The 25,380-nt window shown below is 65.6% G+C and carries 22 protein-coding genes; 10 read left to right on the forward strand and 12 right to left on the reverse strand.

The genetic code is table 11. From position 1 onward, the window contains the following. Nucleotides 1–9 precede the first annotated feature (9 nt). Genes ACUDP5_RS04725 through ACUDP5_RS04745 form a run of 5 tightly spaced genes read right to left on the reverse strand, consistent with a single transcriptional unit; the run spans nt 10 to nt 6,640 of the window. Nucleotides 10–501, reverse strand: a complete 492-nt coding sequence (locus ACUDP5_RS04725; RefSeq protein WP_263915721.1) for an aromatic-ring-hydroxylating dioxygenase subunit beta — start codon at nt 499–501, stop codon at nt 10–12. After that, nucleotides 498–1,817 (reverse strand): aromatic ring-hydroxylating dioxygenase subunit alpha, encoded by a 1,320-nt coding sequence (locus ACUDP5_RS04730; RefSeq protein WP_263915722.1) that lies wholly within the window; start codon nt 1,815–1,817, stop codon nt 498–500. Before ACUDP5_RS04730 ends, ACUDP5_RS04725 begins: the two co-directional genes overlap by 4 nt. A gap of 24 nt (nt 1,818–1,841) precedes the next feature. Next, entirely contained in the window at nt 1,842–2,819 is a 978-nt protein-coding gene (locus tag ACUDP5_RS04735) for a PDR/VanB family oxidoreductase (RefSeq protein ID WP_445658255.1), read from the reverse strand. Between the two features lie 24 nt (nt 2,820–2,843). Next, nucleotides 2,844–4,400 (reverse strand): indolepyruvate oxidoreductase subunit beta family protein, encoded by a 1,557-nt coding sequence (locus ACUDP5_RS04740; protein ID WP_445658256.1) that lies wholly within the window; start codon nt 4,398–4,400, stop codon nt 2,844–2,846. Nucleotides 4,401–4,411: 11 nt separating this feature from the next. Further along, entirely contained in the window at nt 4,412–6,640 is a 2,229-nt protein-coding gene (locus ACUDP5_RS04745) for a thiamine pyrophosphate-dependent enzyme (RefSeq protein ID WP_445658257.1), read from the reverse strand. A gap of 370 nt (nt 6,641–7,010) precedes the next feature. Here ACUDP5_RS04745 and ACUDP5_RS04750 point away from each other — a divergent pair, with 370 nt between their 5' ends. From ACUDP5_RS04750 to ACUDP5_RS04775, 6 genes are all read left to right on the forward strand, one after another. Continuing rightward, nucleotides 7,011–7,502 (forward strand): MarR family winged helix-turn-helix transcriptional regulator, encoded by a 492-nt coding sequence (locus ACUDP5_RS04750; protein ID WP_025136791.1) that lies wholly within the window; start codon nt 7,011–7,013, stop codon nt 7,500–7,502. 189 nt (nt 7,503–7,691) lie between these two features. Continuing rightward, nucleotides 7,692–9,263 (forward strand): ABC transporter substrate-binding protein, encoded by a 1,572-nt coding sequence (locus ACUDP5_RS04755; protein WP_263915726.1) that lies wholly within the window; start codon nt 7,692–7,694, stop codon nt 9,261–9,263. 63 nt (nt 9,264–9,326) lie between these two features. Then, on the forward strand, nt 9,327–10,316 hold the full coding sequence (locus ACUDP5_RS04760) for an ABC transporter permease (protein WP_025136793.1): 990 nt from the start codon (nt 9,327–9,329) through the stop codon (nt 10,314–10,316). Next, on the forward strand, nt 10,316–11,230 hold the full coding sequence (locus ACUDP5_RS04765; RefSeq protein ID WP_445658258.1) for an ABC transporter permease: 915 nt from the start codon (nt 10,316–10,318) through the stop codon (nt 11,228–11,230). The genes ACUDP5_RS04760 and ACUDP5_RS04765 overlap by 1 nt, the downstream gene beginning before the upstream one ends. Before the next feature lie 157 nt (nt 11,231–11,387). After that, nucleotides 11,388–12,389, forward strand: coding sequence for an ABC transporter ATP-binding protein (locus ACUDP5_RS04770; protein ID WP_263915728.1), 1,002 nt, complete (start codon nt 11,388–11,390; stop codon nt 12,387–12,389). Further along, a complete protein-coding gene (locus ACUDP5_RS04775; RefSeq protein WP_445658259.1) occupies nt 12,386–13,375 on the forward strand; it encodes an ABC transporter ATP-binding protein in 990 nt (329 codons plus the stop codon). The genes ACUDP5_RS04770 and ACUDP5_RS04775 overlap by 4 nt, the downstream gene beginning before the upstream one ends. Nucleotides 13,376–13,558: 183 nt before the next feature. Here the strand turns inward: ACUDP5_RS04775 and ACUDP5_RS04780 are convergent, their stop codons facing one another. The 3 genes from ACUDP5_RS04780 to ACUDP5_RS04790 form a co-directional block, all read right to left on the reverse strand. Beyond that, on the reverse strand, nt 13,559–14,890 hold the full coding sequence (locus tag ACUDP5_RS04780) for an IS110 family transposase (protein WP_445658260.1): 1,332 nt from the start codon (nt 14,888–14,890) through the stop codon (nt 13,559–13,561). A gap of 557 nt (nt 14,891–15,447) precedes the next feature. Further along, the gene (locus ACUDP5_RS04785) at nt 15,448–15,978 is read right to left on the reverse strand and encodes a hypothetical protein (protein WP_445658261.1); all 531 of its coding nucleotides are present in this window, start codon (nt 15,976–15,978) and stop codon (nt 15,448–15,450) included. Nucleotides 15,979–16,224: 246 nt separating this feature from the next. Then, a complete protein-coding gene (locus tag ACUDP5_RS04790; protein WP_263914735.1) occupies nt 16,225–17,010 on the reverse strand; it encodes a helix-turn-helix transcriptional regulator in 786 nt (261 codons plus the stop codon). Between the two features lie 99 nt (nt 17,011–17,109). On the opposite strand from ACUDP5_RS04790, the gene ACUDP5_RS04795 reads away from it, so the two are divergent. The 4 genes from ACUDP5_RS04795 to ACUDP5_RS04810 all read left to right on the forward strand — a co-directional run bounded on the left by ACUDP5_RS04795 (nt 17,110) and on the right by ACUDP5_RS04810 (nt 20,878). Continuing rightward, nucleotides 17,110–18,057 (forward strand): DMT family transporter, encoded by a 948-nt coding sequence (locus ACUDP5_RS04795; protein WP_445658262.1) that lies wholly within the window; start codon nt 17,110–17,112, stop codon nt 18,055–18,057. Nucleotides 18,058–18,123: 66 nt separating this feature from the next. Further along, the gene (gene ettA, locus ACUDP5_RS04800) at nt 18,124–19,797 is read left to right on the forward strand and encodes an energy-dependent translational throttle protein EttA (protein WP_025136800.1); all 1,674 of its coding nucleotides are present in this window, start codon (nt 18,124–18,126) and stop codon (nt 19,795–19,797) included. Nucleotides 19,798–19,930: 133 nt separating this feature from the next. After that, entirely contained in the window at nt 19,931–20,464 is a 534-nt protein-coding gene (locus ACUDP5_RS04805) for an isochorismatase family protein (RefSeq protein WP_263914733.1), read from the forward strand. 189 nt (nt 20,465–20,653) lie between these two features. Further along, the gene (locus tag ACUDP5_RS04810) at nt 20,654–20,878 is read left to right on the forward strand and encodes a glycine zipper 2TM domain-containing protein (RefSeq protein WP_263914732.1); all 225 of its coding nucleotides are present in this window, start codon (nt 20,654–20,656) and stop codon (nt 20,876–20,878) included. A gap of 180 nt (nt 20,879–21,058) precedes the next feature. On the opposite strand, the gene minE is transcribed toward ACUDP5_RS04810, so the two are convergent. The 4 genes from minE to ACUDP5_RS04830 all read right to left on the reverse strand — a co-directional run bounded on the left by minE (nt 21,059) and on the right by ACUDP5_RS04830 (nt 25,295). Then, nucleotides 21,059–21,316, reverse strand: coding sequence for a cell division topological specificity factor MinE (gene minE, locus ACUDP5_RS04815; RefSeq protein ID WP_025136804.1), 258 nt, complete (start codon nt 21,314–21,316; stop codon nt 21,059–21,061). Between the two features lie 3 nt (nt 21,317–21,319). Next, a complete protein-coding gene (gene minD, locus ACUDP5_RS04820) occupies nt 21,320–22,135 on the reverse strand; it encodes a septum site-determining protein MinD (RefSeq protein ID WP_263914731.1) in 816 nt (271 codons plus the stop codon). A 232-nt stretch (nt 22,136–22,367) separates the two neighbouring features. Further along, nucleotides 22,368–23,255: a septum site-determining protein MinC gene (gene minC / locus ACUDP5_RS04825; RefSeq protein WP_445658263.1), complete on the reverse strand. Its 888-nt coding sequence runs from the start codon at nt 23,253–23,255 to the stop codon at nt 22,368–22,370. Nucleotides 23,256–23,528: 273 nt separating this feature from the next. Further along, nucleotides 23,529–25,295 carry a glutamine--tRNA ligase/YqeY domain fusion protein gene (locus ACUDP5_RS04830; protein WP_445658264.1) on the reverse strand — a complete coding sequence of 589 codons (1,767 nt, stop codon included), beginning with the start codon at nt 25,293–25,295 and terminating at the stop codon, nt 23,529–23,531. Nucleotides 25,296–25,380: the final 85 nt, after the last annotated feature.

Here is a 25,380-nt window from a genome sequence, read left to right on the forward strand (position 1 = left end):
AAGCCGCTCCTACATGAACAGTTGGATGTTGCCGAAGGCGGCATCGCAATTGACCAGGTCAACGCGCTTTAACCGGATGCGCAGCGCGCCGTCCTGTTCCACCAGATGATGCGTGGCCCAGCCGGCGTACAGGGTCTGCGCGTCCTGGCGCGTTTCGACATAGTGGAAGGCGGTGCGCAGCACGTGGCGGCCTTCCTCGGGCGCCGATTCCGGATGGCCGCGTTCGATCGTGGGCGCCTGCAGCAGGTGGTGGCAGCGGCTCTTGGGCTGCTGCGAAAAGGTGCGCTGGCCGGCCAGCCGCTCGACCCGCACGCGCAGCAGCAACTTGTCTTCGTACATCAGCGAGGCATGCAGCCTGGCGTCCGTCTGGCCGTGGGCCAGCGGCATCCAGTAGTAGCCGTCTTCGGTGTACAGGTCCAGCCAGTCCTCGAAGCGCAGATCATCGAGCAGGCGCGCTTCGGCATAGACGAAATCGATCAGGTCGCGTTCGGAAAAACTCATGCCGCCTCCGTCTGCGTCATGTAGCGGCCCCAGGCGCGATACTGGTTGCGCATCTGCCATTCGTTGGTGCCGTTGGTGGTGACGTTCTTGCGCCCGATCTCGTCGGGCGAGTACAGCCGGCCGACGTTGACCCAGTCGCGAGCCCGCGATTGCAGGCCGTCCTGCGCGCGTTCGTACATTTCCAGGTCGTCGTGGCCGACCACCGACGTGGGCGCGTTGATCAGGCGGTTGTACATGAGGGTGCGCTCCAGCAGCAGGTCGGGCGCGCCGACCAGGCGGAAGGTCCAGGACTCCACCAGCGTGCGGTCGGCAGCGATCGGCTTGAACACGCGCAGCGTCTGGATCGGACCCTTGACCATGATGTTGGGGAAATACACCGTGTTGTGGCGTACGTCGCCCAGGATCTGCCTGGCGCGTTCCTCGCCATAGGCCGACACCATGGACTCCCAGTAACCCGGAATGCCGGAATACGAGGCGTGGATCGAATCCGACACGCCCGTATGCCCATGGCCGTTTTCCCAGACGCGGATGCCCATGTTCTCGAAGAACTCATAGGGCGAGATGAACGGCGCGAACAATTCCACCGCCATGGGCTTGGGCGTGCCGGCGGGGGCCTGCTCCCAGACCTTGACCGCGGTGCCGGCCGACGACTCGTGCGCCACCATGGGGTGGCAGGTATCGGTCTGGTTGTCGACCAGCATCTTCCAGTTGCAGCGGTGCATGTAGCGCAGCACGCCGCCGGCCACTTCCAGGCGGCCTTCGGGCGAGCGGTCGACCATGTTGTCCAGGGTCGACAGCGCGTCGCCGAAGAAGTCCTCGAACGACTGACCCTCGGGGTTCAGGCGGCAGAAGACGAAGCCGCGGTGGTTGCGCACGTCTTTCACGGCCGCCATGCCCTGGCTGGCTTCGCACTGTTCCAGACCGGTGTTTTCGTAGCCTTTCTTCAGGGGAATCGACAGCAGGCTGCCATCGGTCTTGAAGGTCCAGGCGTGATAGGGGCAGCGAAAGAACTTGCCGGTGTTGCCGCAGGCGTCGCCCGCCACCATGGTGCCCTTGTGCGGGCAGCGGTTGTGCAGCACGCGCACCGTGCGGTCGCTGTGGCGCACCATCACCACCGGCTGGTTGCCGACGGTGGTGGTGATGTAGTCGCCGGGATTGGGCACCTGGCTGTCGTGGCCGACGTAGACCCAGGTGTTGGCGTACAGCCGTTCCATTTCCAGGTCGAACAGCTCCTGGTCGATGAACAGGTCTTTGTGCACCTCGGTCTCGCGCAGCAGGGCGCGGATGGCGTCGGGATTGTCGCGGTATTTGGCCATGCTCGTCTCCTTTCTGCGGACCGGCTACAGATCCAGCACCAGGCGCGCCGACTTGGCGCGCGAGATGCAGATCTGGATGATCTTGCCGCTGGCTTTCTCGGTGTCCGACAGGTAGTAGTCGCGGTGGTCGGGTTCGCCTTCCAGCACGGTGGCCTGGCACACGCCGCATTCGCCGCGCTTGCAGTCAAACATGGGATCGCAGCCTTCTTCTTCCATGACGTCGACGATGGTCTTGTCGGCGGGAATGGTCAGCACGCGGCCGGACTGGCGCAGTTCCACCTCGAAGGGCTGGTCGCCGGCCTGCGGCGCGGCGCTGGCGAACAGTTCGAAATGGATGTGGGCGTCGGGCCAGTGGCGCGCGCGGGCGGCCTGGATGACGGCATCGATCAGGCCCTTGGGGCCGCACACGTACAGGTGCTGGCGCGGGTTCGCGCCGTCCAGCAGGGCTTGCAGATCGAAGCGGCACGACGGCTCATCATCGGCGTGCAGGGCCAGCGCGTCGCCGGCCAGGGCCTGCAATTCCGGCAGGAACGCCAGCTGGTCGCGGCTGCGGCCGCTGTAGTGCAGGCGGAAGGCGCGGCCGGCGGACTTCAGCGCCGCGGCCATCGACGCCACCGGCGTGATGCCGATGCCGCCGGCGATCAGCACCACGGGTTCGTCGCCCGCGGGCGATTCGTGCAGCGGAAAGTCGTTCTTGGGGCCTTCGACCGTCAGCGTATCGCCGACCGCCAGGCCATGCATGTGGCGCGAACCGCCCTGGCTGGCTTCTTCCAGCCGCACGCCCAGGCGGTATTCGGCGGGCTCGGCAAAGCGGCCGGCCTCGGGCGCCAGTTGCACCAGCGAATAGCAGCGCGCCTCGCGCAGGCCGGGCACCGACACTTTCAGGTGGGCGCCGGGGCCGAAGGCGGGCAGGGCGCCGCCATCTTCGCGCGCCAGGCGCAGCGAACGGATCAGGGGCGACTCCTGGCGGATCTCGCGGACGATGAGTTTCAGGGTTTGCACGGCATTCGTCTCTAGGTTCTGGGGTCAGGCGGCCATTTTCTGGGCCAGTACGTCGGCCAGCTGGCGTTCCATGGGGCCGCATTTCTCGTCGGCCAGCGCGGCTTCGCGCAGCGACCGCAGCGACGCCGCGGCATCGGGCCGGCCCGCCAGTTGGGCCGCGGCCGCGATCAGCTGGCGGTACTTGCCGCCGCCACGCATGTGGGTGTCGCTGTAGCCTTTGACCAGGCGGCGGCAGTTGACCGTTTCCACGGCCAGGTCGTAGTCGCGCGGGGCCAGGCTGGCCACCAGGCCCAGCCACTGCGTCAGCGCGGCCGATTCGATCTGGTGGCGCAGGGTGCGGCGGCGAAAGCGTCGCATGCCGGCCAGCAGGTACAGCATCATGAAGCCGCCCAGCGTGCCGCTCTGCATGCGGCGGCCCTTGCCCAGGCGCCGCTCGACAAAGCCGCCGAAGCCCTTGGACTGTTCCAGCCAGCGGCCCAGGCCTGCAGGCAGCGTGCCGCAGATCTCTTCCAGCCGCGGATGCATGAATTCGGTGGTGTAGACCAACTGGTCCGGCTTGGCGCCCACTTCGCTGCGCACGCGTTCGAAGCGCGAGCCGCGGGTCTTCAGGTCGGCCACGCGGATCACGTCGTCGTAGGCCATGGCGGTGGCCAGGTAGCGCGCGGCGGCGAGGGTCAAGGCCCATTGCCTGGCTTCGCCTCCGTGGCGTGCGTCCAGCTCGCGGATGGCCTGCATGCGCGCCAGGTAGTCCTGGGCGTAGGCCAGGTCCTGGAATTCGATCTGGCGGCGTACGCCGGCCACCAGCATGGGCTGGGCACAGGAGGGGAAATCGCGGGCGATGGTGTCCAGCAACGCCTGGGTGCGCGGGCTGGCGGCGCGTTCGGGCAGCGCGGGCACGGGGCGGGTCAGGTCGATCGCGGCCGGCTGTGCGGGTGCCTGGTCGGCGGCCGTAAAGCCCAGTGCGAAGGCGCGCAGGCTGGCTTCGACACCGACGCCGGCGCGGCGCACGGTGGCTTCATAGTCTTCGCGCGAGAACGGCAGGGCGCCGCTGCCGGCCACCGCGCCGAACAGGCTGGCGCTGATGACGCTGCCCGCCCGGTCGGCCAGCTCCTGCAGATCAAAGCACAGGAAGCGGCGCGCAGCGGCGCGGCCGGCTTCCAGCACCTTGTTGGGGTCGGCGATGCCGTTGCCGGGGGCCGACTTCTCGCTGACGGCGTAGCTGCGGTGCGACGAGGCGATCAGCACGCTGCGGTCGGGCGTGACCAGGCCGCGCTGGATCGCGCGGCCGCCTTCCATGAGTTCAGCGGCCACCACCAGGTCGACGTCGCCGGGCGTGGGCATCAGGGCCAGCGCGGGTGGGCGGCCGGCGCGCGCCACGTCGGCTTCGGGCAGCAGTTCCAGGTAATAGATGGTGGCGCCGGTGCGCTGGGCGACACCGGGCACCGAGGTGGTCTGGGCCCACCAGCCGGCATGTTCGGCCATGTCGACGATCCAGTCGGCCAGCACGCCGCCGCCCTGGCCGCCCATGGCCAGGATAGCGATCTTGATGGGGGTGCCTTGCTGCAATGCCACCGGGTTCATGGGGCGGGTCCTCACAGGGCGAATTTGGCCAGGCGCGCGGCGCGGCGGCGCTGCAGGTAGCCGATCACGCCCTGGCGCACGCGCGCCAGGAAACGGTCGCGGCCGCTGGGGTTGTGCACGATGTCGGCACGGAAGAAAGACGGGCACAGCACCGCGGCATGCGCGACTTCGCCGCAGTTGCCGCAGCCCACGCAGCTGCTTTCCACGTGCGCCACCGGGTCTTCCTTCAGGGGGTCGCCGCTGTCCTTCACGGTCAGCGACGGGCAGCCCGACAGCCGGATACAGGCGTGGTCGCCGGTGCATACGTCCGGGTCGACGCCAAAGCGTTCCTTGACCACGCGGCGGCCTTCCTTGACCGCCTTGTTGAACAGCGGCTTGATGCGGCGCTGCTTGTTCAGCATGCATTCCGACTGGGCGATGATGACCTTGGGGCCCTTGATGTCGGTGGTCAGCGCTTCTTCGATCGTGGCGCGCACCTTGGCCACGTCATAGGTGCGGTCCAGCGTGCGCACCCACTTCACGCCCACGCCGCGCACGGCCTGGTCGATGGGGTTGTTGGTGGACCGGTCGGGGTTCTCGGCGCGGGACGACAGGATGTCCTGCCCGCCTGTGGCCGACGCGTAGAAGTTGTCGACGATGACGATGACGCCGTCGTACTTGTTGAAGACCGCGTTGCCGATGCCAGACGCCAGGCCGTTGTGCCAGAAGCCGCCGTCGCCCATGATCGAGATCGGCCGCTTGGCCGCGGGCACGTTGAACGCGGCCGCGCTGGACGCGCCCAGGCCGTAGCCCATGGTGGTGGCGCCCAGGTTGAAGGGCGGCAGGATCGAAAACAGGTGGCAGCCGATATCGCACGAAATATGGTGCTGGCCCAGCGTTTCCTGCGCCAGGGTCAGGGCCGAGAAGATCGGCCGTTCCGGACAGCCGGTACAGAAGCCGGCGGGGCGGGGCGGCACCACGGCGGCCAGGTCGGCCACCTGCTTGTGAAAGGTGATGGGTTGCTCGGCCGGACGCGGCGCCGGCTTGGGCCGGGCGATCTCGGTGATCTCGAGCTGCGGCGCGGCGCTGGCTTCGCGGTCCACGGCCACCGCGGCATGCGTCTGCAACGATTGCGGCCGTTCGCGCTTGAGGAATTCGCGCAGGCCGTCGCGCATGACCTGGGTGGTGTATTCGCCCGCCATCGGCAGCACGTCCTTGCCGGACAGGCGGGTATCGATGCCCGCCTTGCGCAGCACGGCGTGCAGGTTCTGTTCCAGGTAGTCGGGCTGGCCTTCTTCCAGCAGCAGCACCGAACGCTTGCCGCGGCAGAAGTCGATGACCTCGTCTTCGATGACGGGGTAGGCCACGTTCATGACGTACAGCGGAATGCGGCTGTTGCCGAAGTTGTCGGCCAGGCCCAGCAGCTGCAAGGCGCGGATCACGCCGTTGTACAGGCCGCCCTGCAGGATCAGGCCGATGTCGTCCTGGTCGCCGTCGAAGTGCTCGTTGAGCTTGTGCGCTTTGATATAGCGGATGGCGGCGGGCCAGCGTTCCTTGATCTTTTCCTGCTCGTGCAGGAACGACGCGGGCGGCAATACGATGCGGCTGGTGTCGCGCGCCGGGTTCTCCAGCGCCTGGGCCAGCGAAAACTCGGGCCGCTTGTTTTCCTTGGCGATGAAGCGGCCATGGACGTGGCAGCCGCGGATGCGCAGTTGCAGCATCACCGGCGTCTTGCTGGCTTCCGACAGCGCGAAGCCGTCTTCCACCGCCTTGACCATGCTTTCCAGGTTGGGGCGGGGGTCCAGCAGCCAGATCTGCGATTTCATGGCGAACGCGTGCGAGCGTTCCTGCATGATGGACGACCCTTCGCCGTAGTCTTCGCCCACGATCACCAGCGCGCCGCCGGTGACGCCGCCCGAGGCCAGGTTGGCCAGCGCGTCGGACGCGACGTTGGTGCCCACGGTGGACTTCCAGGTGACCGCGCCGCGGATGGGGTACATGACGGACGCGGCCAGCGTGGCGGCGGCGGTGGCTTCGGACGCGCTGGCCTCGAAGTGCACGCCCAGTTCCTGCAGGATGTCGTTGGCGTCGGCCAGCACGTCCATCAAGTGCGAGATGGGCGAACCCTGATAACCGGCCACGTAGCCCACGCCGGACTGCAGCAAGGCCTTGGTGACGGCCAGGATGCCTTCGCCGCGAAATTCTTCGCCGGCCCCGATACGCAACTGCTGGACTTCTTTCTTGAAAGACCTTTCAGCCATCTCGAACTCCTCCACGCGGACCGGCTTGCGGGTCCTCAAGCGTTGCTGCTGCGCAGCAAGGCCACGTCACGAAATTTCACGCTGAAAAATACTTTAGGAGTCAACGTTTTAGCTGTCAACAAAAAAGATGAAATTTCATGGAATCAAAAAAATATCACGCTAAAACAAGGGTGTATATACTGGTTGTTCTCTATCGCCGAGCCTGAGAAAAGGCGCTGTGATGGTGCAAAAACGGGTTGCGATTCGGGGTATACCCTGTGCTGCGCAACAGCATTGCGTCACCTCATGGCGCGCCTTCGCGCCAGCGTGGTGCAATGCGCCCTGCGGCATGACGCCGCCTATCCATATTGGTGCGTGGGAGCAAAGCAACATGCGGTCGGACAAGCAGAGCGGGACCCTGGCCACCGGCACGCGGTTCGTCGACGATTACCTGGCCTACCTGCTGGCGCAGGCCAGCCAGCGCATCTCGGCAGAATTCCATCAGCAGGTGAAGTCGGCCGGGCTGTCCGTCACCGAATGGCGGGTGCTGGCCAGCCTGGAAGGCAGCGCGGGCGAAACCATCGGCGACCTGGCGGTGCTGGCCATCACCAAGCAACCGACCCTGAGCAAGGTGGTGCAGCGCATGGAAACCGAAGGCCTGGTGGCGCGCACCGGCGTACGCGCCGACCGCCGCCAGACGCGGGTCGGCATCACCACCAAGGGCCGCAACCTGATCGCGGCGCTATGCGAGCAGGCCACCCAGCACCAGAAGGCGGTGCTGGCGCCGTTCGGCGAAGAAAAGGCGGCGCTGCTGATCGACATGCTGCGCGTGCTGATGACGGAGCACGTGCCGCTGGACCTGCCGCTGGACACGGACGAATAGAACTTGTCCGACAGGTGAACGCTGTTTACTTGGCAAGGCATGCGATTTTTTTGTCATGTCTTTATGCGTCCCTATTTGCGTTTCTCCTGTGAAAACCGGCTACGGTACGCATAAACCCTTAATTGACGAGGGTCTTGAGGCTAGGCAATATCGCGCCGGTATTCAGACTACAGTCAGGAGCTGACACCTATGCGCCGCACTTTGATTGCCATCGCGATCGCCGCCGCCGTGGCCGTGCCCTCGATCGGGCAGGCCAAATCCTTCCGTTGGGCCGCCCAGGGCGACATCCTCACCTTTGATCCGCATTCGCAGAACGAAGGCATGACGATCGCCGCCAACAGCTACATCTACGAACCGCTGGTGGACTACGACAAGACCTTCAAGGTGGTGCCGCGCCTGGCGACCGAGTGGGAGCAGGTCTCGCCCACGCTGTACCGCTTCAAGCTGCGCCCCGGGGTGAAGTTCCATGATGGTGCCGCCTTCACCGCCGACGACGTGGTGTTCTCGGTGCACCGCGCCATGGCGCCCACGTCGAACTACAAGGCCTACACCACCGGCATCAAGGAAGCGCGCAAGATCGACGACCTGACGGTCGAGATCGAGACCTCGGCGCCCAACCCCGTGCTGTTGCGCCAGCTGACCAATGTGTTCATCATGAACAAGGCCTGGTCGGAAAAGAACAACATCGCCAAGCCGCAGGACTTCGTCAACAAGGAAGACACCTTCGGCGCGCGCAACACCAACGGCACCGGCCCCTACAAGCTGAAGTCGCGCGAAGTGGACGTGCGCACGGTGTTCGAAGAAAACAAGGACTGGTGGAACAAGGCCGGCAAGGTCGGCAACGTCACCGAAGTCGTGTTCACGCCAATCAAGCAGAACGCCACCCGCACCGCCGCGCTGCTGTCGGGAGAAATCGACTTCGTGCTGGACCCGGCCGCGCAGGACCTGGACCGCCTGCGCCAATCGGCCAAGGTGGTCGAGGGCAACGAATACCGCACCATCTACCTGGGCCTGGACCAGAAGCGTCCGGAACTGCAGTACTCGAACATCAAGGGCAAGAACCCGTTCCAGGACATCCGCGTGCGCGAGGCGCTGTATCGCGCCATCGACGTGGACGCCATCAAGCGCGCCGTGATGCGCGGCCTGTCGGCGCCTACCGGCACGATGATCGCGCCGCAGGTCCATGGCTGGGCCGAGTCGATCCACAAGCGCGTGCCGTACGATCCCGAAAAGGCCCGCGCGCTGCTCAAGGACGCTGGCTACGACGGCACCCTGAATTTCACGCTGGACTGCCCCAACAACCGCTACATCAACGACGAGGCGATCTGCCAGGCCGTGGTGGGCATGTGGGCCAAGGTGGGCGTGAAGGCCACGATGAACGCCATGCCGCGTTCGACCTACTTCCCCAAGGTGCAGAGCTCCGACACCAGCGCCTACCTGTTCGGCTGGGGCGTACCGACGTTCGACGCCATGTACACGCTGCAGAACCTGATCCGCACCAAGGGCGAGGGCGCGGACGGCATGTACAACCTGGGCAACTACAGCAACAAGGAACTTGACGCGATCATTGATCGCATCAAGACCGAGACCGATCCGGCCAAGCGCGACGCGGACATCATCACCGTGCTCGAAGGCCACGCCAAGGATTTCGGTCACATCCCCTTGCACGACCAGGTCATTCCCTGGGCCATGCGCAAGAACGTCACGGTCATCCACCGCGCCGACAATCGCCTCGTTGCCGATTGGGTCAAGGTCGACTGATCCCGGCTAACCAGACAGCGAAGCCCCTGCTCAGGGGCTTCGCCGTCTTTGTTTTTCCCGCCTATGTTTGCTTTCATACTGCGTCGCCTGTTGCAGGCCGTAGCGGTGATGCTCACCGTCGCGCTACTGGCCTTCGTGCTTTTTCAATACGTCGGCGACCCTGTCACCATCATGCTGGGGCAGGACGCCACCGATGCCGAGCGCATCGAACTGCGTGAACGCCTGGGCCTGAACGAGCCCGCCATCGTTCAATTCGGCCACTTCGTGGCCAACGCCGCACAGGGCAATTTCGGCATTTCCCTGCGCCAGAGCGAACCGGTGTCCACCCTGCTCAAATCGCGCCTGCCAGCGACGCTGGAACTGTCCATGGTGGCGGCGTTGCTGGCGCTGGTGGTGGGCGTGCCACTGGGTGTGTATACCGCGCTCAAGCGCAACAGCCTGCTGTCGCAGCTGCTGTTGGCTGGCTCGCTTCTGGGGGTGTCGCTGCCGACCTTCCTGATCGGCATCCTGCTGATCCTGGTGTTCTCGGTGCAGCTGGGCTGGCTGCCCAGCTATGGCCGCGGCGATACCGTCAGCGTGGGCTGGTGGACGTCGGGCCTGTTCACCGCCACGGGCTGGAAGCACCTGATCCTGCCGTCCATCACGCTGTCGCTGTTCCAGATGACCCTGGTGCTGCGGCTGGTGCGTTCGGAAATGCTCGAGGTGCTGCGGTCTGACTACATCAAGTTCGCCCGCGCCCGCGGCCTGAAGCGCCGCGCCATCCACTTCGGCCATGCGCTGAAGAACACCATGGTGCCCGTCATCACCATCACCGGCTTGCAGCTGGGCGGCATCATCGCTTTTGCCATCGTGACCGAGACGGTGTTCCAGTGGCCGGGCATGGGCCTGTTGTTCATCCAGGCGGTGCAATTCGCCGACGTGCCGGTGATGGCCGCGTACCTGTGCCTGATCGCGCTGGTGTTCGTGGTGATCAACCTGATCGTCGATCTTCTGTATTTTGTCGTGGACCCGCGCTTGCGCTCGGGATTGACCCGCGGCGGAGGTGGCCACTGATGCGCGCCGTTCTGAAACGCTGGTGGGACAGCGACATCGCCTGGGCCTGGCGCCGGGCGCCCGTGGCCATCGCGGCCACCCTCCTGCTGGCCTTGCTGTTGATCTGCTCATTCGGCGCCGGCTGGGTGGCGCCGCACAATCCGTTCGACCTGACCAAGGTGGAACTGCTGGACGCGCTGCTGCCGCCGGCCTGGGAGGCCAACGGCCAGCAGACCTATCTGCTGGGCACCGACAGCCAGGGCCGCGACCTGTATTCGGCGATCCTGTACGGCACCCGCGTGTCGCTTTTGATCGGCCTGGCGTCGGTGCTGCTGTCGATGCTGATCGGCATCGTGCTGGGGCTGATCTCGGGTTACGCGGGCGGGCGCATCGATGCGTTCATCATGCGGATCGCGGACGTGCAGCTGTCGTTCCCGGCGATCCTGATCGCGCTGCTGATCGACGGCGTGGCGCGCGCGGCGGTGCCGCGCGAGCTGCACGAGATCATCGCGTTTCCGGTGTTGATCGGCGCCATCGCGCTTGCCGGCTGGCCACAGTACGCCCGCACGGTGCGGGGCTCGACGCTGGTGGAAAAGAACCGCGAATACGTGCAGGCCGCGCGGGTGATCGGGGTGGCTTCGCCGGTGATCATGTTCCGCCACGTGCTGCCCAATGTGCTGGGGCCGGTGCTGGTGCTGGCGACCGTGCACCTGGCCACCGCGATCATCACCGAGGCGACGCTGTCGTTCCTGGGGGTAGGGGTGCCGCCGACGGCGCCGTCGCTGGGCACCCTGATCCGCATCGGCAACGATTTCCTGTTTTCCGGAGAGTGGTGGATCACCATCTTCCCGGGCGCCGCGTTGGTGCTGCTGGTGCTGTCGGTCAACCTGCTGGGTGACTGGCTGCGCGACGCGCTCAACCCGCGTCTGAATTGATGGTTAGGCCCACCCCCGAAGCGCTGCGCGCTCCCCCCTCAAGGGGGCATGCCAGCGGACCGGCAAAGCCGGCTCCGCGGCATCCCGATGGCGCCATCCACAGTCCACGGGTAGCGAGCGCGGCAGCAGTATCTGGAAATTTACATTTGAGAAACCCATGAGCGCTTTACTTGAAGTCCGCAATCTGCGCGTCGAATTTCCGACGCGCCGCGGCACCCTGCGCGCCCTGGACGACGTGTCCTTTTCGATCCAGGCGGGCGAAGTCCTGGGCGTGGTGGGGGAATCGGGCGCGGGCAAGTCCCTGACGGGCGCGTCCATCATCGGCCTGCTGGAACCGCCTGGCCGCATCGCGGGCGGCGAGATATTGCTGGCCGGCCGCCGCATCGACAACCTGCCGGACGAGCAGATGCGCCGCGTACGCGGCCGCGAGATCGGCGCAGTGTTCCAGGACCCGCTGACCTCGCTCAATCCGCTGTACACGGTGGGCCGGCAATTGGCCGAGACCATCGTGACGCACCTGGACCTGAGCTGGTCGCAGGCGCGCAACCGGGCGGTGGAGCTGCTGGCGTCGACGGGCATCCCCGCCGCGCGCGAACGCATCGATCATTACCCGCACCAGTTCTCGGGCGGCATGCGCCAGCGGGTGGTGATCGCGCTGGCCCTGGCGGCCGAGCCGAAGCTGGTGGTGGCGGACGAGCCGACGACGGCGCTGGACGTGTCGATCCAGGCGCAGATCATCGAGCTGCTCAAGCGGCTGTGCCGCGAGCACGGCACGGCGGTGATGCTGATCACGCACGATATGGGCGTGATCGCGGAAACGGCGGATCGGGTGGCGGTGATGTACGCGGGCCGGGTGGCCGAGATCGGCCCGGTGGCCGATGTGATCCACCAGCCGCGCCATCCCTATACGGCGGGGCTGATGGGGTCGATCCCGTCGCTGGAAGGACATGCCGAAAGGCTGGTGCAGATCGACGGCAGCATGCCGCGGCTGAATGCCATTCCGCCGGGCTGCGCGTTCAATCCTCGCTGCGGGCGGCGGCTGCCGCGCTGCGGGCAGGACCGGCCCGAGCTGATGCCGGCCGGTACGTCGCGTGCGGCCTGTTGGCTGCATGAGGGGGCCACGGCCTCGGGTGGCAAGCAATCGGAGGTAGCAGCATGAGCGCGCCGTTGGTGCAGGTGAAGGACGCGGCGCGCTGGTTCGATGTGTCGCCGCCCTGGTTGGAACGCAAGCTGGCGGGCAAGCCGCGGGTGATGCTGCGGGCGGTGGACGGCGTGTCGTTCGAGATTGCACGCGGCGAGACGCTGGCGCTGGTGGGCGAGTCGGGCTGCGGCAAGTCGACGGTGGCGCGGATGCTGGTGGGGCTCTATGGCCTGACGCGCGGCGATATCCGCTTCGATGGCCAGCCATTGTCGAAGATGTCGGAGCCGGGCGGCCGGGCGCTGCGCAAGCGGCTGCAGATGATTTTCCAGGACCCGTACGCAAGCCTGAATCCGCGTTGGCGGGTGGGGCGGATCATTGCTGAGCCGATGCTGACGCATACGACGATGACGCCGGCCGAGCGCACGGCGCGGGTGGGGGATCTGCTCAAGCAGGTGGGGCTGGATCCGGCGGACCAGGGTCGCTATCCGCACCAGTTTTCAGGCGGGCAGCGCCAGCGCATTTCGATCGCGCGGGCGCTGGCGGTGAATCCGGAATTCCTGGTGTGCGATGAGCCGACGTCGGCGCTGGACGTGTCGGTGCAGGCGCAGGTGCTGAATCTGATGAAGGACCTGCAGCGGGAGCTGGGGCTGACGTATCTGTTCATCTCGCACAATCTGGCGGTGGTGCACCATGTGGCGGATCGGGTGGGGGTGATGTACCTGGGGCGGATGGTGGAAGTGGCGCCCCGGGACGAGCTGTTTGCCCGGCCGCGGCATCCGTATACGCGGATGTTGCTGGAGGCGATTCCGGATATCAACGGGGCGGGCAAGCCGCGCACGGCGGTGGCAGGCGAAGTGCCGAACCCGCTGAATCCGCCTTCAGGGTGTACGTTTCATCCCCGCTGTCCCCATGCGGATGAGCGGTGCAAGGCCGAGGCGCCTGTTGCGGTGTTGGCGGGGGTGTCGGTAGTTGCTTGTCATGCGGTGCAGGAGGGGAGGATCTAGTTTTTTTGCTGTTGCCGGGTGGGGTTCTTGAACCGTCTGGCGTGGCGGGGGGCGGGGTGCGCGGGGCTACGATTGCGGTCCGGAGCCTTCGCTCCGGACTGCCCCTTCGTCATCTTCGTTGTCGCCTTCGGCGACTGCCTCTCAAGAAACTCCCGTCAAGCTGCTGATTTGTTTGGGGTTTTTTCACGGAGTCTCGGGAAGTGGCGTGAGGCTATAGCCCATCGCCTGGGCGCGCTTGGTCAAGTGATGCATGACGCGCTGCTTGTAGCGTTCCTCGTAATACAGCTCGCCCTGGTCGACATATTCGGTGCCTTTGGTGAGCATGGCGTAGATCAGACGAGCCAACTTGTGGGCCGCAGCGGTGATGGCGCGAGGCTTGTCCAGGCGTGCGCACAGCCGTCGGTAATAGGCACCCAAGGCCGACTGGCTTGTTCGCAACGCAGCGGCGGCCAGGCGCAGGGCTTGGGCGGCGCGGTTTGGCGAGCGCTTGGTGGCGCTGCTCAGGACCTTGCCCCCGGAGATCCGTGTCCCCGGGCACAACCCGAGCCAAGAGGCGAAGTGCTTGGATGTGGGGAAGCGGGTCATATCAGGCCCGACCTCGGCCAGGACTTTGAAGGCGGTCATTTCATCGACCCCATTGATGCGGGTCAGGTCCACGCCGCACATGGCGAACAGGTGCGTGCGCAGGTCGAAGGCCATGGCCTTCTTGGGCCAGCGACGCTGGGACTTGCCTGGGTCGCCGTCATGGCGCTGTAGCTTATGCAGCTCAGTCTGGATGAGCTGATCGCACTCATCGAGCTGGCTCTGATACGCGTCGTACAGGGCAAGTGCCTGGCGTAGCGCAAACAGGTGCTCATGGCGCCAGGTCCCTTGCAGGGCTGCGGCGATATCGTCTTCGCTGGCCTTGACCTGGCGCTTTTTAAGGCGGGCCAGGACGTGGGGATCACGCTCGCCGGCCACGATGGCGCGGATGATGGCCTGGCCGGTGACCCCGACGACGTCCGAGAGCACTTGGGTCAACTGGATGTTCATCTGCGTGAGCGCCTTCTGCATGTGCTGCACGTGGCGCACCTGTGAGGCCAGCAGCATCTGGCGTTGGCGCGAGAACTCGCGCAAGACGCAGATCTGGTCCGAAGGCCGGAAGGCGCTGGCCAGCAGGCCGTAGCTCATGAGCTGTTGCAACCACTGGCAGTCCAGGACGTCGGACTTGCGGCCGCAGACGTTCTTGACGTGCCGGGCGTTGACCAGATAGACAGTAAAGCCTTGGCTGTCGAGCAGTTCGTACAAGGGGATCCAATAGACGCCGGTGGACTCCATGGCGACCGAGGTAATGCCGCAGTCCTTGAGCCACTGCGCCAGGCGATAGAGACCGGCAGTAAAGCTCTTGAACTCACGAACGGGCTGCTCATCGCGGTCGGCAGGCACGGCGACAAAGTGACTGGCCGAGCCGATGTCGATGCCTGCGGCATCGGGGTGGGCCAGGGTTAAGGGTGCAACAGACTTGCGCAGGGACATGGCTTGCTCCATGATCACAAACGGAATGCCGCCGGGCATGGGTACGTCGTTGTACTCACTCTCTCAAACGGGATGCACGCGCTATGCGTGTGCTCACCAATGTCGGTGACGTCACCCGGGGCCATGCTTCAGAACGGGCGTGCGCTAACACGCACCACTGGAAGGTCGGTCTTTACCTGGCGGCATTCCACCTTGCCACAGCCGATGCCACGGAGAAAGTTTCTTCGTCACGGGTGTCGTGCATGACGACTATTGGGCTTCAGATTCCCTCGGGCGCATCTACACGCCCCGCGCACCCCGCCCCCCGCCACGCCAGACTGCATTGAGCGATCATGACGGGAGCTGGGGCGAGCGGTGTGCTTGGCGCTCTTGCCTCGGGTAGTTGGGGGGAGGGTCTTGCGGGGTCGCGGCAACGAGGCCGCGCGGGCGGCCCGTCGCCGCATTTGGCTTGTGGGGCGTCGTTGCGGCTTGGCCGCTTTGCTGGACCGGCCCGTTCTGGGCGGTCCCTTTCCAGCTTTGAGTGTTCGACCCGTTGCGTTGCCGCGTCGCCGTTTTGCTCAGTGGCGGTGGCCGGGGTCGTTGGGGTCGTGCGGGTGGTCGTGGCCCAGGGGGGCGTCTTCTTCGTCGTCGTCTTCGGCGTCGTCTTCTTCTTCGTCGGGGTCGGGCAGGGGTTCTTCGGTCAGGGCGAAGGGCAGGACGTCTTCCAGGTTGTCGGACCAGGCGGATTCTTCGCCGTCGTGGTCGAGTTTGATGAAGCGTTCGCCTTCGTTGAGCGAGATCTGGATGGCCCAGAGGTAGAGGCAGTCGTAGGTGTCGTCGTCGGTCTGGGGCAGGCCGCCGCGGTTGCCGAGCAGGCGGGCGCCGGGGCCGCCGAGTTGGACATGGGTCTGGGCTTCTTCGGTCTTGGCGTTCTCGTCGATGGGGACGCCGTAGGTGACCCATTCGGTGCCTTCGTCGCCCAGGACGACTTCGGCCAGGACGGGCTTGCCGAGGTAGGCGCTGAGGGCGTCGGCGGTCTTGGCCAGCATGTCGAGTTCAGTCGCGCTGAAGTGGGTCAGGGAAGGTGGGGGCGTGGCGGAGGCGGACATGAGGGTTCCTGGGCGCGATGATGCCGCGGGTACGGCGTTACGTAAAAACAAGCGCTATTGTCTCGCGATCGCGCAAGGCTTGCATCGCACGGGTGGATGACGATTTACGCGGGGGGAGTGCGGTGGTAGCGGGGCGGGTGCACCGGGATGGTGCGGCTGGCGGAGCGGGGGGCGTCTGGGGATGTGGCTGAGGGACTGATTCGAGGATGGGCTCGAGGTCTGCGGAAAGACGCGCTCAGCGATGGCTCAAGCCGTGGCGGGGGCGGCGCGCTTGCGGGCGCTGTCGGGGGATTGGCCGGTCAGGCGCTGGAACATGGCGATGAAGGCGGACGGAGTGCTGTAGCCGAGGTCGCGGGCGATGGCCTGGACGGACAGGCCGGCCTCGAGCATGCCGAGGGCGCTGACGACGCGCAGGCGCTGGCGCCATTCGTTGAAGGTCATGCCCAGGTGCTGCTGGCAGTGGCGCAGCAGGGTGCGTTCGGTGATGCCGGCGGTGGCAGCCCAGTGGGCGGCGCTGCGCTTGTCGCCGGGCTGGTTTTGCAGGGCGGCCAGGATGGGGGCCAGGACGGGTTCGTTGGTGGACGGCAGGTAGCTCGCGTAGGCGCGGGCGACGCGGATCTGGTCGATGACGACCTGGGCCAGGCGCCGGTCGGCGGGCGTGTCGGGGTAGGTGATGCCGCGTTGTTCGAAGTCGGCCAGGACGGCGCGCATGACGGGGCTGATTTCGAGGGTGCAGGGGGCGGCGGGCAGGTCGGCGCAGGCGGCGGCGGGGATGTCGATGCAGGCGTAGTGGACGTCGTCCTGGTTCTGGCAGCAGTGCTCTATCTGGGGCGGTATCCAGATGGCGTACTGGGGCGGGGACAGGTAGGTGGTGCCTTCGATGCCGATTTCCATGATGCCGGACAGGGCGAAGTTGAGTTCACCCCACGGTGACGTGTGGCGCCGGACGCGCGAGTGCGGCAGGAAGTGCAGGATGCGGCAGGCCAGGGGGTAGGGACGGCCGGGGCCGAGGTCCGGGGGCGAAGCAGGCATGTCCGAAGTTCGTAGGGGTTTGTCCGATTTTCATTATATACATCAAGTCGGACATGAGCCTACACTGGCCAGCCATTCCTGTCTGGCAGTACCGCATTCATGACGCGCGCAGTTTCTTCGTCGGGATCGTCCCCGGCTTCTTCTCCCATTCCGATCCGCTATTTCCTGTTTCCGCTGCTGGCGGCGCTGATCTGGTCGGTCAACATGATCGTCACCAAGATGGCGGCCGGCGTGATATCGCCGGCGGTCATCGGCTTTTATCGCTGGGCGCTGGCGGGCGTGGTGCTGACGCCGTTCGCGCTGCCGGGGGTGTGGCGCAATCGGCGCGTGGTGCTGCCCTACCTGCCGAAGTTCGCGGTGCTCGGCGGCCTGGGCATGGCGCTGTACCAGGGGCTGGCGTATGTGGCGGCGGGCAGCACCACGGCCACCAACATGGGCATCATCACGGCGATGATTCCGTTGATGACGATCGCGGTCGGGGCGCTGGTGCTGCGCGAGCGGCCGTCGGCGATGGCGCTGCTGGGCGGCCTGCTGTCGCTGGCGGGGCTGGCGCTGTTGATCGGCGAGGGCGATCCGGCGCGGCTGCTGTCGGTGGGCGCGAATCATGGCGACGTGCTGATGGGCCTGGGGGCGCTGGCGTATGCGCTGTACGGCGTGCTGCTGCGCCGCTGGGGTCTGCCGGTGGGGCCATGGCAGTCGCTGTATGTGCAGGTGGCGTTCGGCGTGCTGTTCCAGTTGCCGGCCTTCCTGATGGCGCCGGCGTCGCCGCTCAATGGCGACAACCTGCCGCTGGTGCTGTACGCGGCGGTCTTCCCGTCGCTGTTCGCGCCGTTCCTGTGGATGCAGGGGGTGCGGCACCTGGGGCCGAACCGCGCCAGCATGTTCCTGAACGTGATGCCGGTGGCCACGGTGGCGATTGCGGCGCTGTTCCTGGACGAGACGCCGCACCTGTTCCACATCGTGGGCGGCGCCATGGCGCTGGCGGGCGTGATGCTGGCCCAGATGCGCGCCCCGTTTGCCGGGGGCAAGCCCGCCGCGCAAGGCTGACGCGCGCCTGTCAGGGTTCCGGCCTACAATCGACGGTTCATCAGCTTTCTTACCCTATACGAGCCCATGGCCCAATACGTCTACACCATGAACCGCGTCGGCAAGATCGTGCCGCCCAAGCGGCAGATCCTGCGTGACATCTCGCTTTCGTTTTTTCCTGGCGCCAAGATCGGCGTGCTGGGCCTGAACGGCTCGGGCAAGTCGACGCTGCTGAAGATCATGGCTGGCGTGGACCGCGAGATCGAAGGCGAAGCCACGCCCATGCCGGGCCTGAACATCGGCTACCTGCCGCAGGAACCGCAGCTCAACCCCGAGCACACGGTCCGCCAGGCGGTCGAAGAAGGCCTGGGCGCCGTGGTCACCGCCAAGAAGCGCCTGGACGAGGTCTACGCCGCCTACGCCGAACCGGATGCCGATTTCGACGCGCTGGCCGCCGAACAGGCTGAACTCGAAGCCATCATCGCCGCCGCCGCTTCCAGTGGCGCCGACGACATCGAGCACCAGATGGAAATCGCCGCCGATGCGCTGCGCCTGCCGCCCTGGGACGCCATCGTCGGCAATCTGTCCGGCGGTGAAAAGCGCCGCGTGGCCCTGTGCCGCCTGCTGCTGTCCAAGCCCGACATGCTGCTGCTCGACGAACCGACCAACCACCTGGATGCCGAAAGCGTCGAATGGCTGGAACAGTTCCTGCACAAGTTCCCGGGCACCGTCGTGGGCGTGACCCACGATCGCTACTTCCTGGACAACGCGGCCGAATGGATCCTCGAACTGGACCGCGGCTACGGCATTCCCTGGAAGGGCAACTACAGCTCGTGGCTCGAGCAGAAAGAAGACCGCCTCAAGCAGGAAGAGTCCTCGGAATCGGCTCGCCAGAAGACCATCAAGAAAGAACTCGAATGGGTGCGCCAGAACCCCAAGGGCCGCCAGGCCAAGGCCAAGGCGCGTCTGGCCCGCTTCGAGGAACTGTCGTCCTACGAATACCAGAAGCGCAACGAAACCCAGGAAATCTTCATTCCCGTGGGCGAGCGCCTGGGCAACGAGGTCATCGAGTTCAACAACGTCAGCAAGGCCTATGGCGATCGCCTGCTGATCGACAACCTCAGCTTCAAGGTGCCGCCGGGAGCCATCGTCGGCATCATCGGCGCCAACGGCGCCGGTAAGTCGACGCTGTTCCGCATGATCGCGGGCCGCGAGCAACCGGATTCGGGCGAAGTGAAGGTGGGCCAGACCGTCAAGCTGGCCTTCGTCGACCAGTCGCGCGATGCGCTGGAAGACAAGAAGACGGTGTTCGATGCGGTGGCCGACGGCGCCGACATCCTCACGGTGGGCAAGTTCGAAATGTCGTCGCGCGCCTATCTGGGCCGCTTCAACTTCAAGGGCGGCGACCAGAACAAGGTGGTCGGCCAACTGTCGGGCGGCGAACGCGGCCGTCTGCACATGGCCAAGACGCTGATCGCCGGCGGCAACGTGCTGCTGCTGGACGAACCGTCCAACGACCTCGACGTCGAAACCCTGCGCGCCCTCGAAGATGCGCTGCTCGAGTTCCCCGGCAGCGTCATGGTGATCAGCCACGATCGCTGGTTCCTGGACCGCATCGCCACGCACATCATGGCGTTCGAAGGCGACTCGCAAGTGGTGTTCTTCGACGGCAACTACCAAGAGTACGAAGCCGACAAGAAACGCCGCCTGGGCGAAGAAGGCGCCAAGCCCAAGCGCCTGCGCTACAAGGCCCTGAAGTAATCCCGCCCGTAACGCAGTCCGAGAAATCCCGGCCGATGTGCCGGGATTTTTTTGCCTGTGCAAATGGGCACCGAGGCGTTACCCGCAAATTCTTCCGCGTTATGCTGCAAGCTTCTGACAGGAGTACTCCACCATGTTGCTGCAAGCCTCCGATTCCACCTTGCTCATCGTCGACATGCAGGGCCGCCTGATGCCCGTGATCCACGACGGCGATGCGGTGCTGGCCACGGCGCACAAGCTGGCACAGGCCGCGCGCCTGCTCGAGGTGCCGGTGGTGGCGACCGAGCACCATAGCAAGATGCTCGGCGTGACCGTGGCGCCGCTGAACGAGCTGGTGCAGTCCACGTTCCAGAAGATGCATTTTTCTTCCACGCGCGAACGCGGCTTCGATGCCTGGCTGCCGGCCGCGCGCAAGACGGTGCTGGTGGCGGGCTGCGAGGCCCACATCTGCGTGTTGCAGACCGTCATCGGTTTGATCGATGCGGGTTACCAGGCAGTGCTGGTGTCCGACGCGTCCGGCTCGCGCAAGCCGTCCGACCACCACGCCGCGCTGCGCCGCGCGCGCGCCCACGGCGCCCAGATCGTCACCTCGGAAATGGCGATTTTCGAATGGATGGACACCTGCGAGCATCCGCGCTTCCGCGACGTGTTACGTCTGGTCAAATAGTACGCAGGCCCTGCAACACTGCCCCGGGGAACCGCAAAGATTCCCTCGCCCTTTGACACAATTCCTGGGCAAACCTCACACCGTCCCCAGGGATATTTTGCGATCCTGAAGGCTCTAAACCCATAAGGGGTATCGTGCGCTCGCGTCTTCATCAGGTGCGGCCCCGGGTACAAGAATAGGAGCCTCGTCATGAAAATCGCATCTGTTTCCAAAATCTGTGTCGCTGTTGCCATGGCCGCCGCAATGGCGGGTTGCTCGTCCTGGGACAGCATGAGCCATCGCCAGAAGAGCACGGTGGGCGGTGCGGCGCTGGGGGGTGTGGCGGGCGCCGTCATCACCAACGGCGGCATCCTGGGCACCGTCGGCGGCGCGGCCATCGGGGGTGTCATCGGCGACCAGGTCGGCAAGCACTAAGCTGCGCGAGGCAACGCGTGTCGGTCCGTGATGGGCCGGCGCCAACGGGCCGTCCCATTGGCTTGCCGCCGACAGGGCTGTCTCTTCCGCCCATGAAAAACCCTCGGGAAACCGAGGGTTTTTCGTTTGTGCGCGGGCTTGCCGAGCGCCGCGCAGAATGTCTGCGCGGCACGTCTTGCGTCAGGCTTCGCTTTGCGGCATTTCGATCTTCACTTCCAACACTTCGAGGGTGTCCTGGCGTTCCAGGTGCACCTTGATGTCTTCGGGGTTGATCTTCACGTACTTGGAAATGACCGCGATGAGTTCCTGCTGCAGCTGCGGCAGGTAGTCGGGCGAGTCGCCGCGGCCCCGCTCGTGGGCCAGGATGATCTGCAACCGCTCCTTGGCGACGGAAGCGGACGATTTCTTTTGACCAAGCAGAAACGACAGGAAGGACATTGCTTACTTGCCTCCGAACAGGCGTTTCAGGAAACCCGGCTTCTCGTAGTCGGTAAAGCGCAGGGCCTTGTCTTCGCCAAGGTAACGGGCCACGACGTCCTTGTAGGCTTCGGAAACGTCGGTATCTTTCAGGTGGATGGCGGGCAGGCCTTGGTTGGACGCCTGCAGCACGGCTTCGGATTCGGGGATGACGCCGATCAGCTTGATGCGCAGGATGTCTTCGATGTCGCCCAGCGACAGCATTTCGCCGTCGACCACGCGCTTGGGGTTGTAGCGCGTGAGCAGCAGGAATTCCTTGACCGGCTCGCCGCCGTCGACCGCGCGCTTGGACTTGGCCGCCAGGATGCCCAGGATGCGGTCAGAGTCGCGGACGGACGAGACTTCGGGGTTGGTCACCACCAGCGCGTCGTCGGCGAAGTAGGCGGCCATTAGGGCGCCCGTTTCGATGCCGGCCGGCGAATCGCAGACGATGTAGTCGAAGCCCATTTCCTTCAGGTCGTTGATGACCTTTTCCACGCCTTCTTGCGTCAGCGCGTCCTTGTCGCGCGTTTGCGAGGCGGGCAGGATGAACAGGTTTTCAAGCTGCTTGTCCTTGATCAGCGCCTGGTTGAGCGTGGCTTCGCCTTGGATCACATTGACGAAGTCGTACACCACGCGACGCTCGCAGCCCATGATGAGGTCGAGATTGCGCAGGCCGACATCGAAGTCGATGACAGCGGTCTTGTGGCCCCGCATCGCGAGGCCCGCGGAAAAACTGGCGCTCGTCGTGGTTTTACCCACGCCGCCTTTGCCGGAAGTCACCACAACAATGCGTGTCATGACGATCAAACCCTTATGTTCGAATAAATCGCGTTATCGTAAAGCAAAAAGCCCATGTAAGGCTTCTTACAGAATGTGTTGAGACCGGGTACCGCTTTCCGAGTTGCCGTGGGCCCGCAGCGCGGGGCGTAGTGTGGCTTGAAAAAGCCTTCTTCCGCCGGGCCGCCCAAGGAAGGCCCCCTTGGGGGGGCAGCTGGCTCGCATAGCGGGCGCGGCGTAGGGGCCTCACCTTTCAGGCTTTCAGGGCCTCGATGCGCAGCGTGTCCCCATCCAGGCGCACCAAGGCGGGCTGGTTCTGCAGCGACCGGTCAAGCTTGTCTTCCACTACCCGGTACACGCCGGCCACGGCGAGCAGCTCCGCATCCAGGTGCGTGGTGAAAATGCGCGCCGACGTATCGCCGCGCGCACCGGCCATGGCCTTGCCGCGCAGCGGTCCGTACACATGCACGTTGCCGTCGGCGATGACTTCGGCACCTTGGCTGACCATGCCGATCACGACCAGGTCGGTGTGGCGCGCATAGACGCGCTGGCCGGAACGCAGCGGCTTGGTGATGACCAGGGCCGACGACGATTGCGGCGCGGCCGGCGTCGGGCTGGGCGCCGACGTGGTGCTGCTGGCGGCGCGCTCGGGCAGGGGTTCGCTGGACTTGGCGGTGGCCGCATCGGCCGGTTTGTCGGCGGCCTTGTCCGCGGAGGCATCGGTCGGGGTGGGGGCGGCGGCAATCTCGACCGCGGCCGCCGGCACCGAGGGCACCGGCGTGGCGACGTCGTTGGGCGGCGCGGTGTCCACCACCGGTACGGGGCGCGCGGCGGGCGTGGACAGTTCCACGGGCGTCAGGCCCGCGGCGCGGGCCGCGGCCAGGTTGGCGCCTTCGGCGACTACGCCAATGGGGGGCAGGTTGTGCCCGCGCAGGGCCGCGACCAGGGCGGTCCAATCGATGTTTTCCTCGACGCGGCTGGCGTCGATGACCACGGGTTCGTTCTCGAAGAAGCTGCCGGCATCGGCCATGCGCTTGGCCAGCGCGGCGTTCAGGCGTTCGGGGTCGGCGCTGTGCAGGACCACCCGGATGGCATACAGGGTGGCGCTCTTGAAGTCCAGGGCTAGGGATTCAGTGTTCATCTTGAGTGGGGCTGGCGGTTCTGGGCGCCCGAAAGGGGCGCATGCGACCGGCTGCGCAATGTCGGGGATGATAACCCGCCCCGGGGCCGTTCAATCGATCGGCCAAGGGTAAAAACCGCCCGGTTTACGGGTGGCCTCGGCGGGTTCCATCTGTTGAAACGCCGGGGAGGGGATGCCATGCCCAATTGGTCGCGCCCATCGCAGGCCGCGGCCCCCCCCGACCCATGAAAAAGGCGCCCTGAAAAGGCGCCTTCCTCGAAAGCAAGCCAGTGACTAGGCTTGGCCCCAAGAATCCCTGAGGGTCACCACCCGATTCAGCACCGGCTTCTCCACTGAAGACTCTTTCAAGTCCGCCGTGAAGTACCCCAGCCGCTCGAACTGCCAGGTCGCCCCCGGAACCGCCAAGGTCCCCGGCTCCAGCCAGGCCGTCACGGTCTGCTTGGAATTCGGATTCAGGCAAGCCAGAAAATCCTTGTCGCCGCCATCCGGCCGCGCATCCGCAAACAACCGGTCGTACAGGTGGATCTGCGCCGGCACCGCATGGGCCGCGCTCACCCAGGTGATATTGCCCTTGACCTTCACGCTGTCCGCACCAGGCGTACCGCTCTTGGTTTCCGGCAGGTACTCGGCCTGCACTTCGACCACCTCGCCCGCCTCGTTCTTCGTGAAGCCCGTGCAGCGCACCACATAGCCGTACTTCAGGCGCACCGTATTGCCCGGGAACAGGCGGAAGTATTTCTTCGGCGCTTCCTCGCGGAAGTCGTCGCGCTCGATCCACAGCTCGCGCGACAGCGGGAATTCGCGCACGCCCGCCTCGGGATCGTGCGGATTGCGCGGCGCCGTGCAGACTTCGGTCTGGCCTTCCGGGTAATTGGTGATCACCAGCTTGATCGGGTCCAGCACGGCCACCGAACGCGGGGCGATGGGGTCCAGATCGTCACGCACCGCCTGCTCCAGCAGGCTGTAGTCGATGCGCGAATCCGACTTCGACACGGCCGTGCGGTCGCAGAACAGGCGGATCGAGGCCGGCGTGTAGCCGCGCCGGCGCAGGCCGAAGATGGTCGGCATGCGGGGATCGTCCCAGCCGTCCACATGGCCTTCGCGCACCAGTTGCAGCAGCTTGCGCTTGCTGGTGACCACGTAGCTCAGGTTCAGGCGGGCGAATTCGTATTGGTGCGGCAGCGGCTGGGCCAGCTTGCCCAGCTCGGCCAGGCGCGTCAGGATCCAGTCGTAGAACGGGCGCTGGTCTTCGAATTCCAGCGTGCAGACGCTGTGCGTGATGCCTTCCAGCGCATCTTCCACCGGGTGCGCCCAGCTGTACATCGGGTAGATGCACCATTGGTTGCCCGTGCGGTGGTGGGTGGCGTGGCGCACGCGGTACATGACCGGGTCGCGCAGGTTGATGTTGGGCGACGCCATGTTGATCTTGGCGCGCAGCACCAGGCTGCCGTCCGGGTGCTTGCCGTCGCGCATTTCGCGCAGCAGCGTGATGGACTCGGCGGCCGGGCGGTTGCGCCAGGGCGAGTCGGTGCCGGGTTCGGTCAGGGTGCCGCGGTTGGCGCGGATCTCGTCGGGGCTTTGCTCGTCCACATAGGCGTGGCCGGCCTCGACCAGGGCTTCGGCGAACTCATACATATAGCCGAAGTAGTCGCTGGCGAAATACAGGTTGTCGCGGCCATCGGCCTTCCAGTCGAAACCCAGCCAGTGCACAGCCTCGATGATGGCGTCGACGTATTCCTGGTCTTCTTTCTCGGGGTTGGTGTCGTCGAAACGCAGGTGACAGACGCCGCCGAAATCGCGGGCCAGCCCGAAATTCACGCAGATGCTCTTGGCGTGGCCGATGTGCAGGTAGCCGTTGGGCTCCGGCGGAAAGCGCGTGCGGATGCGGGCCGGATCGGGCTCGCCCTGCTGCTGCACGGCCGCCGGGCCAGGCTTGCCGGCCCAACGCTTACCCTGGAAGCGGTTGGCTTGCAGGTCGTCTTCGACGATGTTGAGCAGGAAATTGGATGCAGCGGGGGTCGGCGTCGTGGCGGAGGTCATTCTTGAAAGAATAGGAAAAAGCAGCGACAAAGCGTCAATTTTGCCACGTTCCTGAGAAGGGCCATTTCCAGGGGGGGCGCAAGCG

It is taken from the genome of Achromobacter sp. NCFB-sbj8-Ac1-l (genome assembly GCF_052695805.1).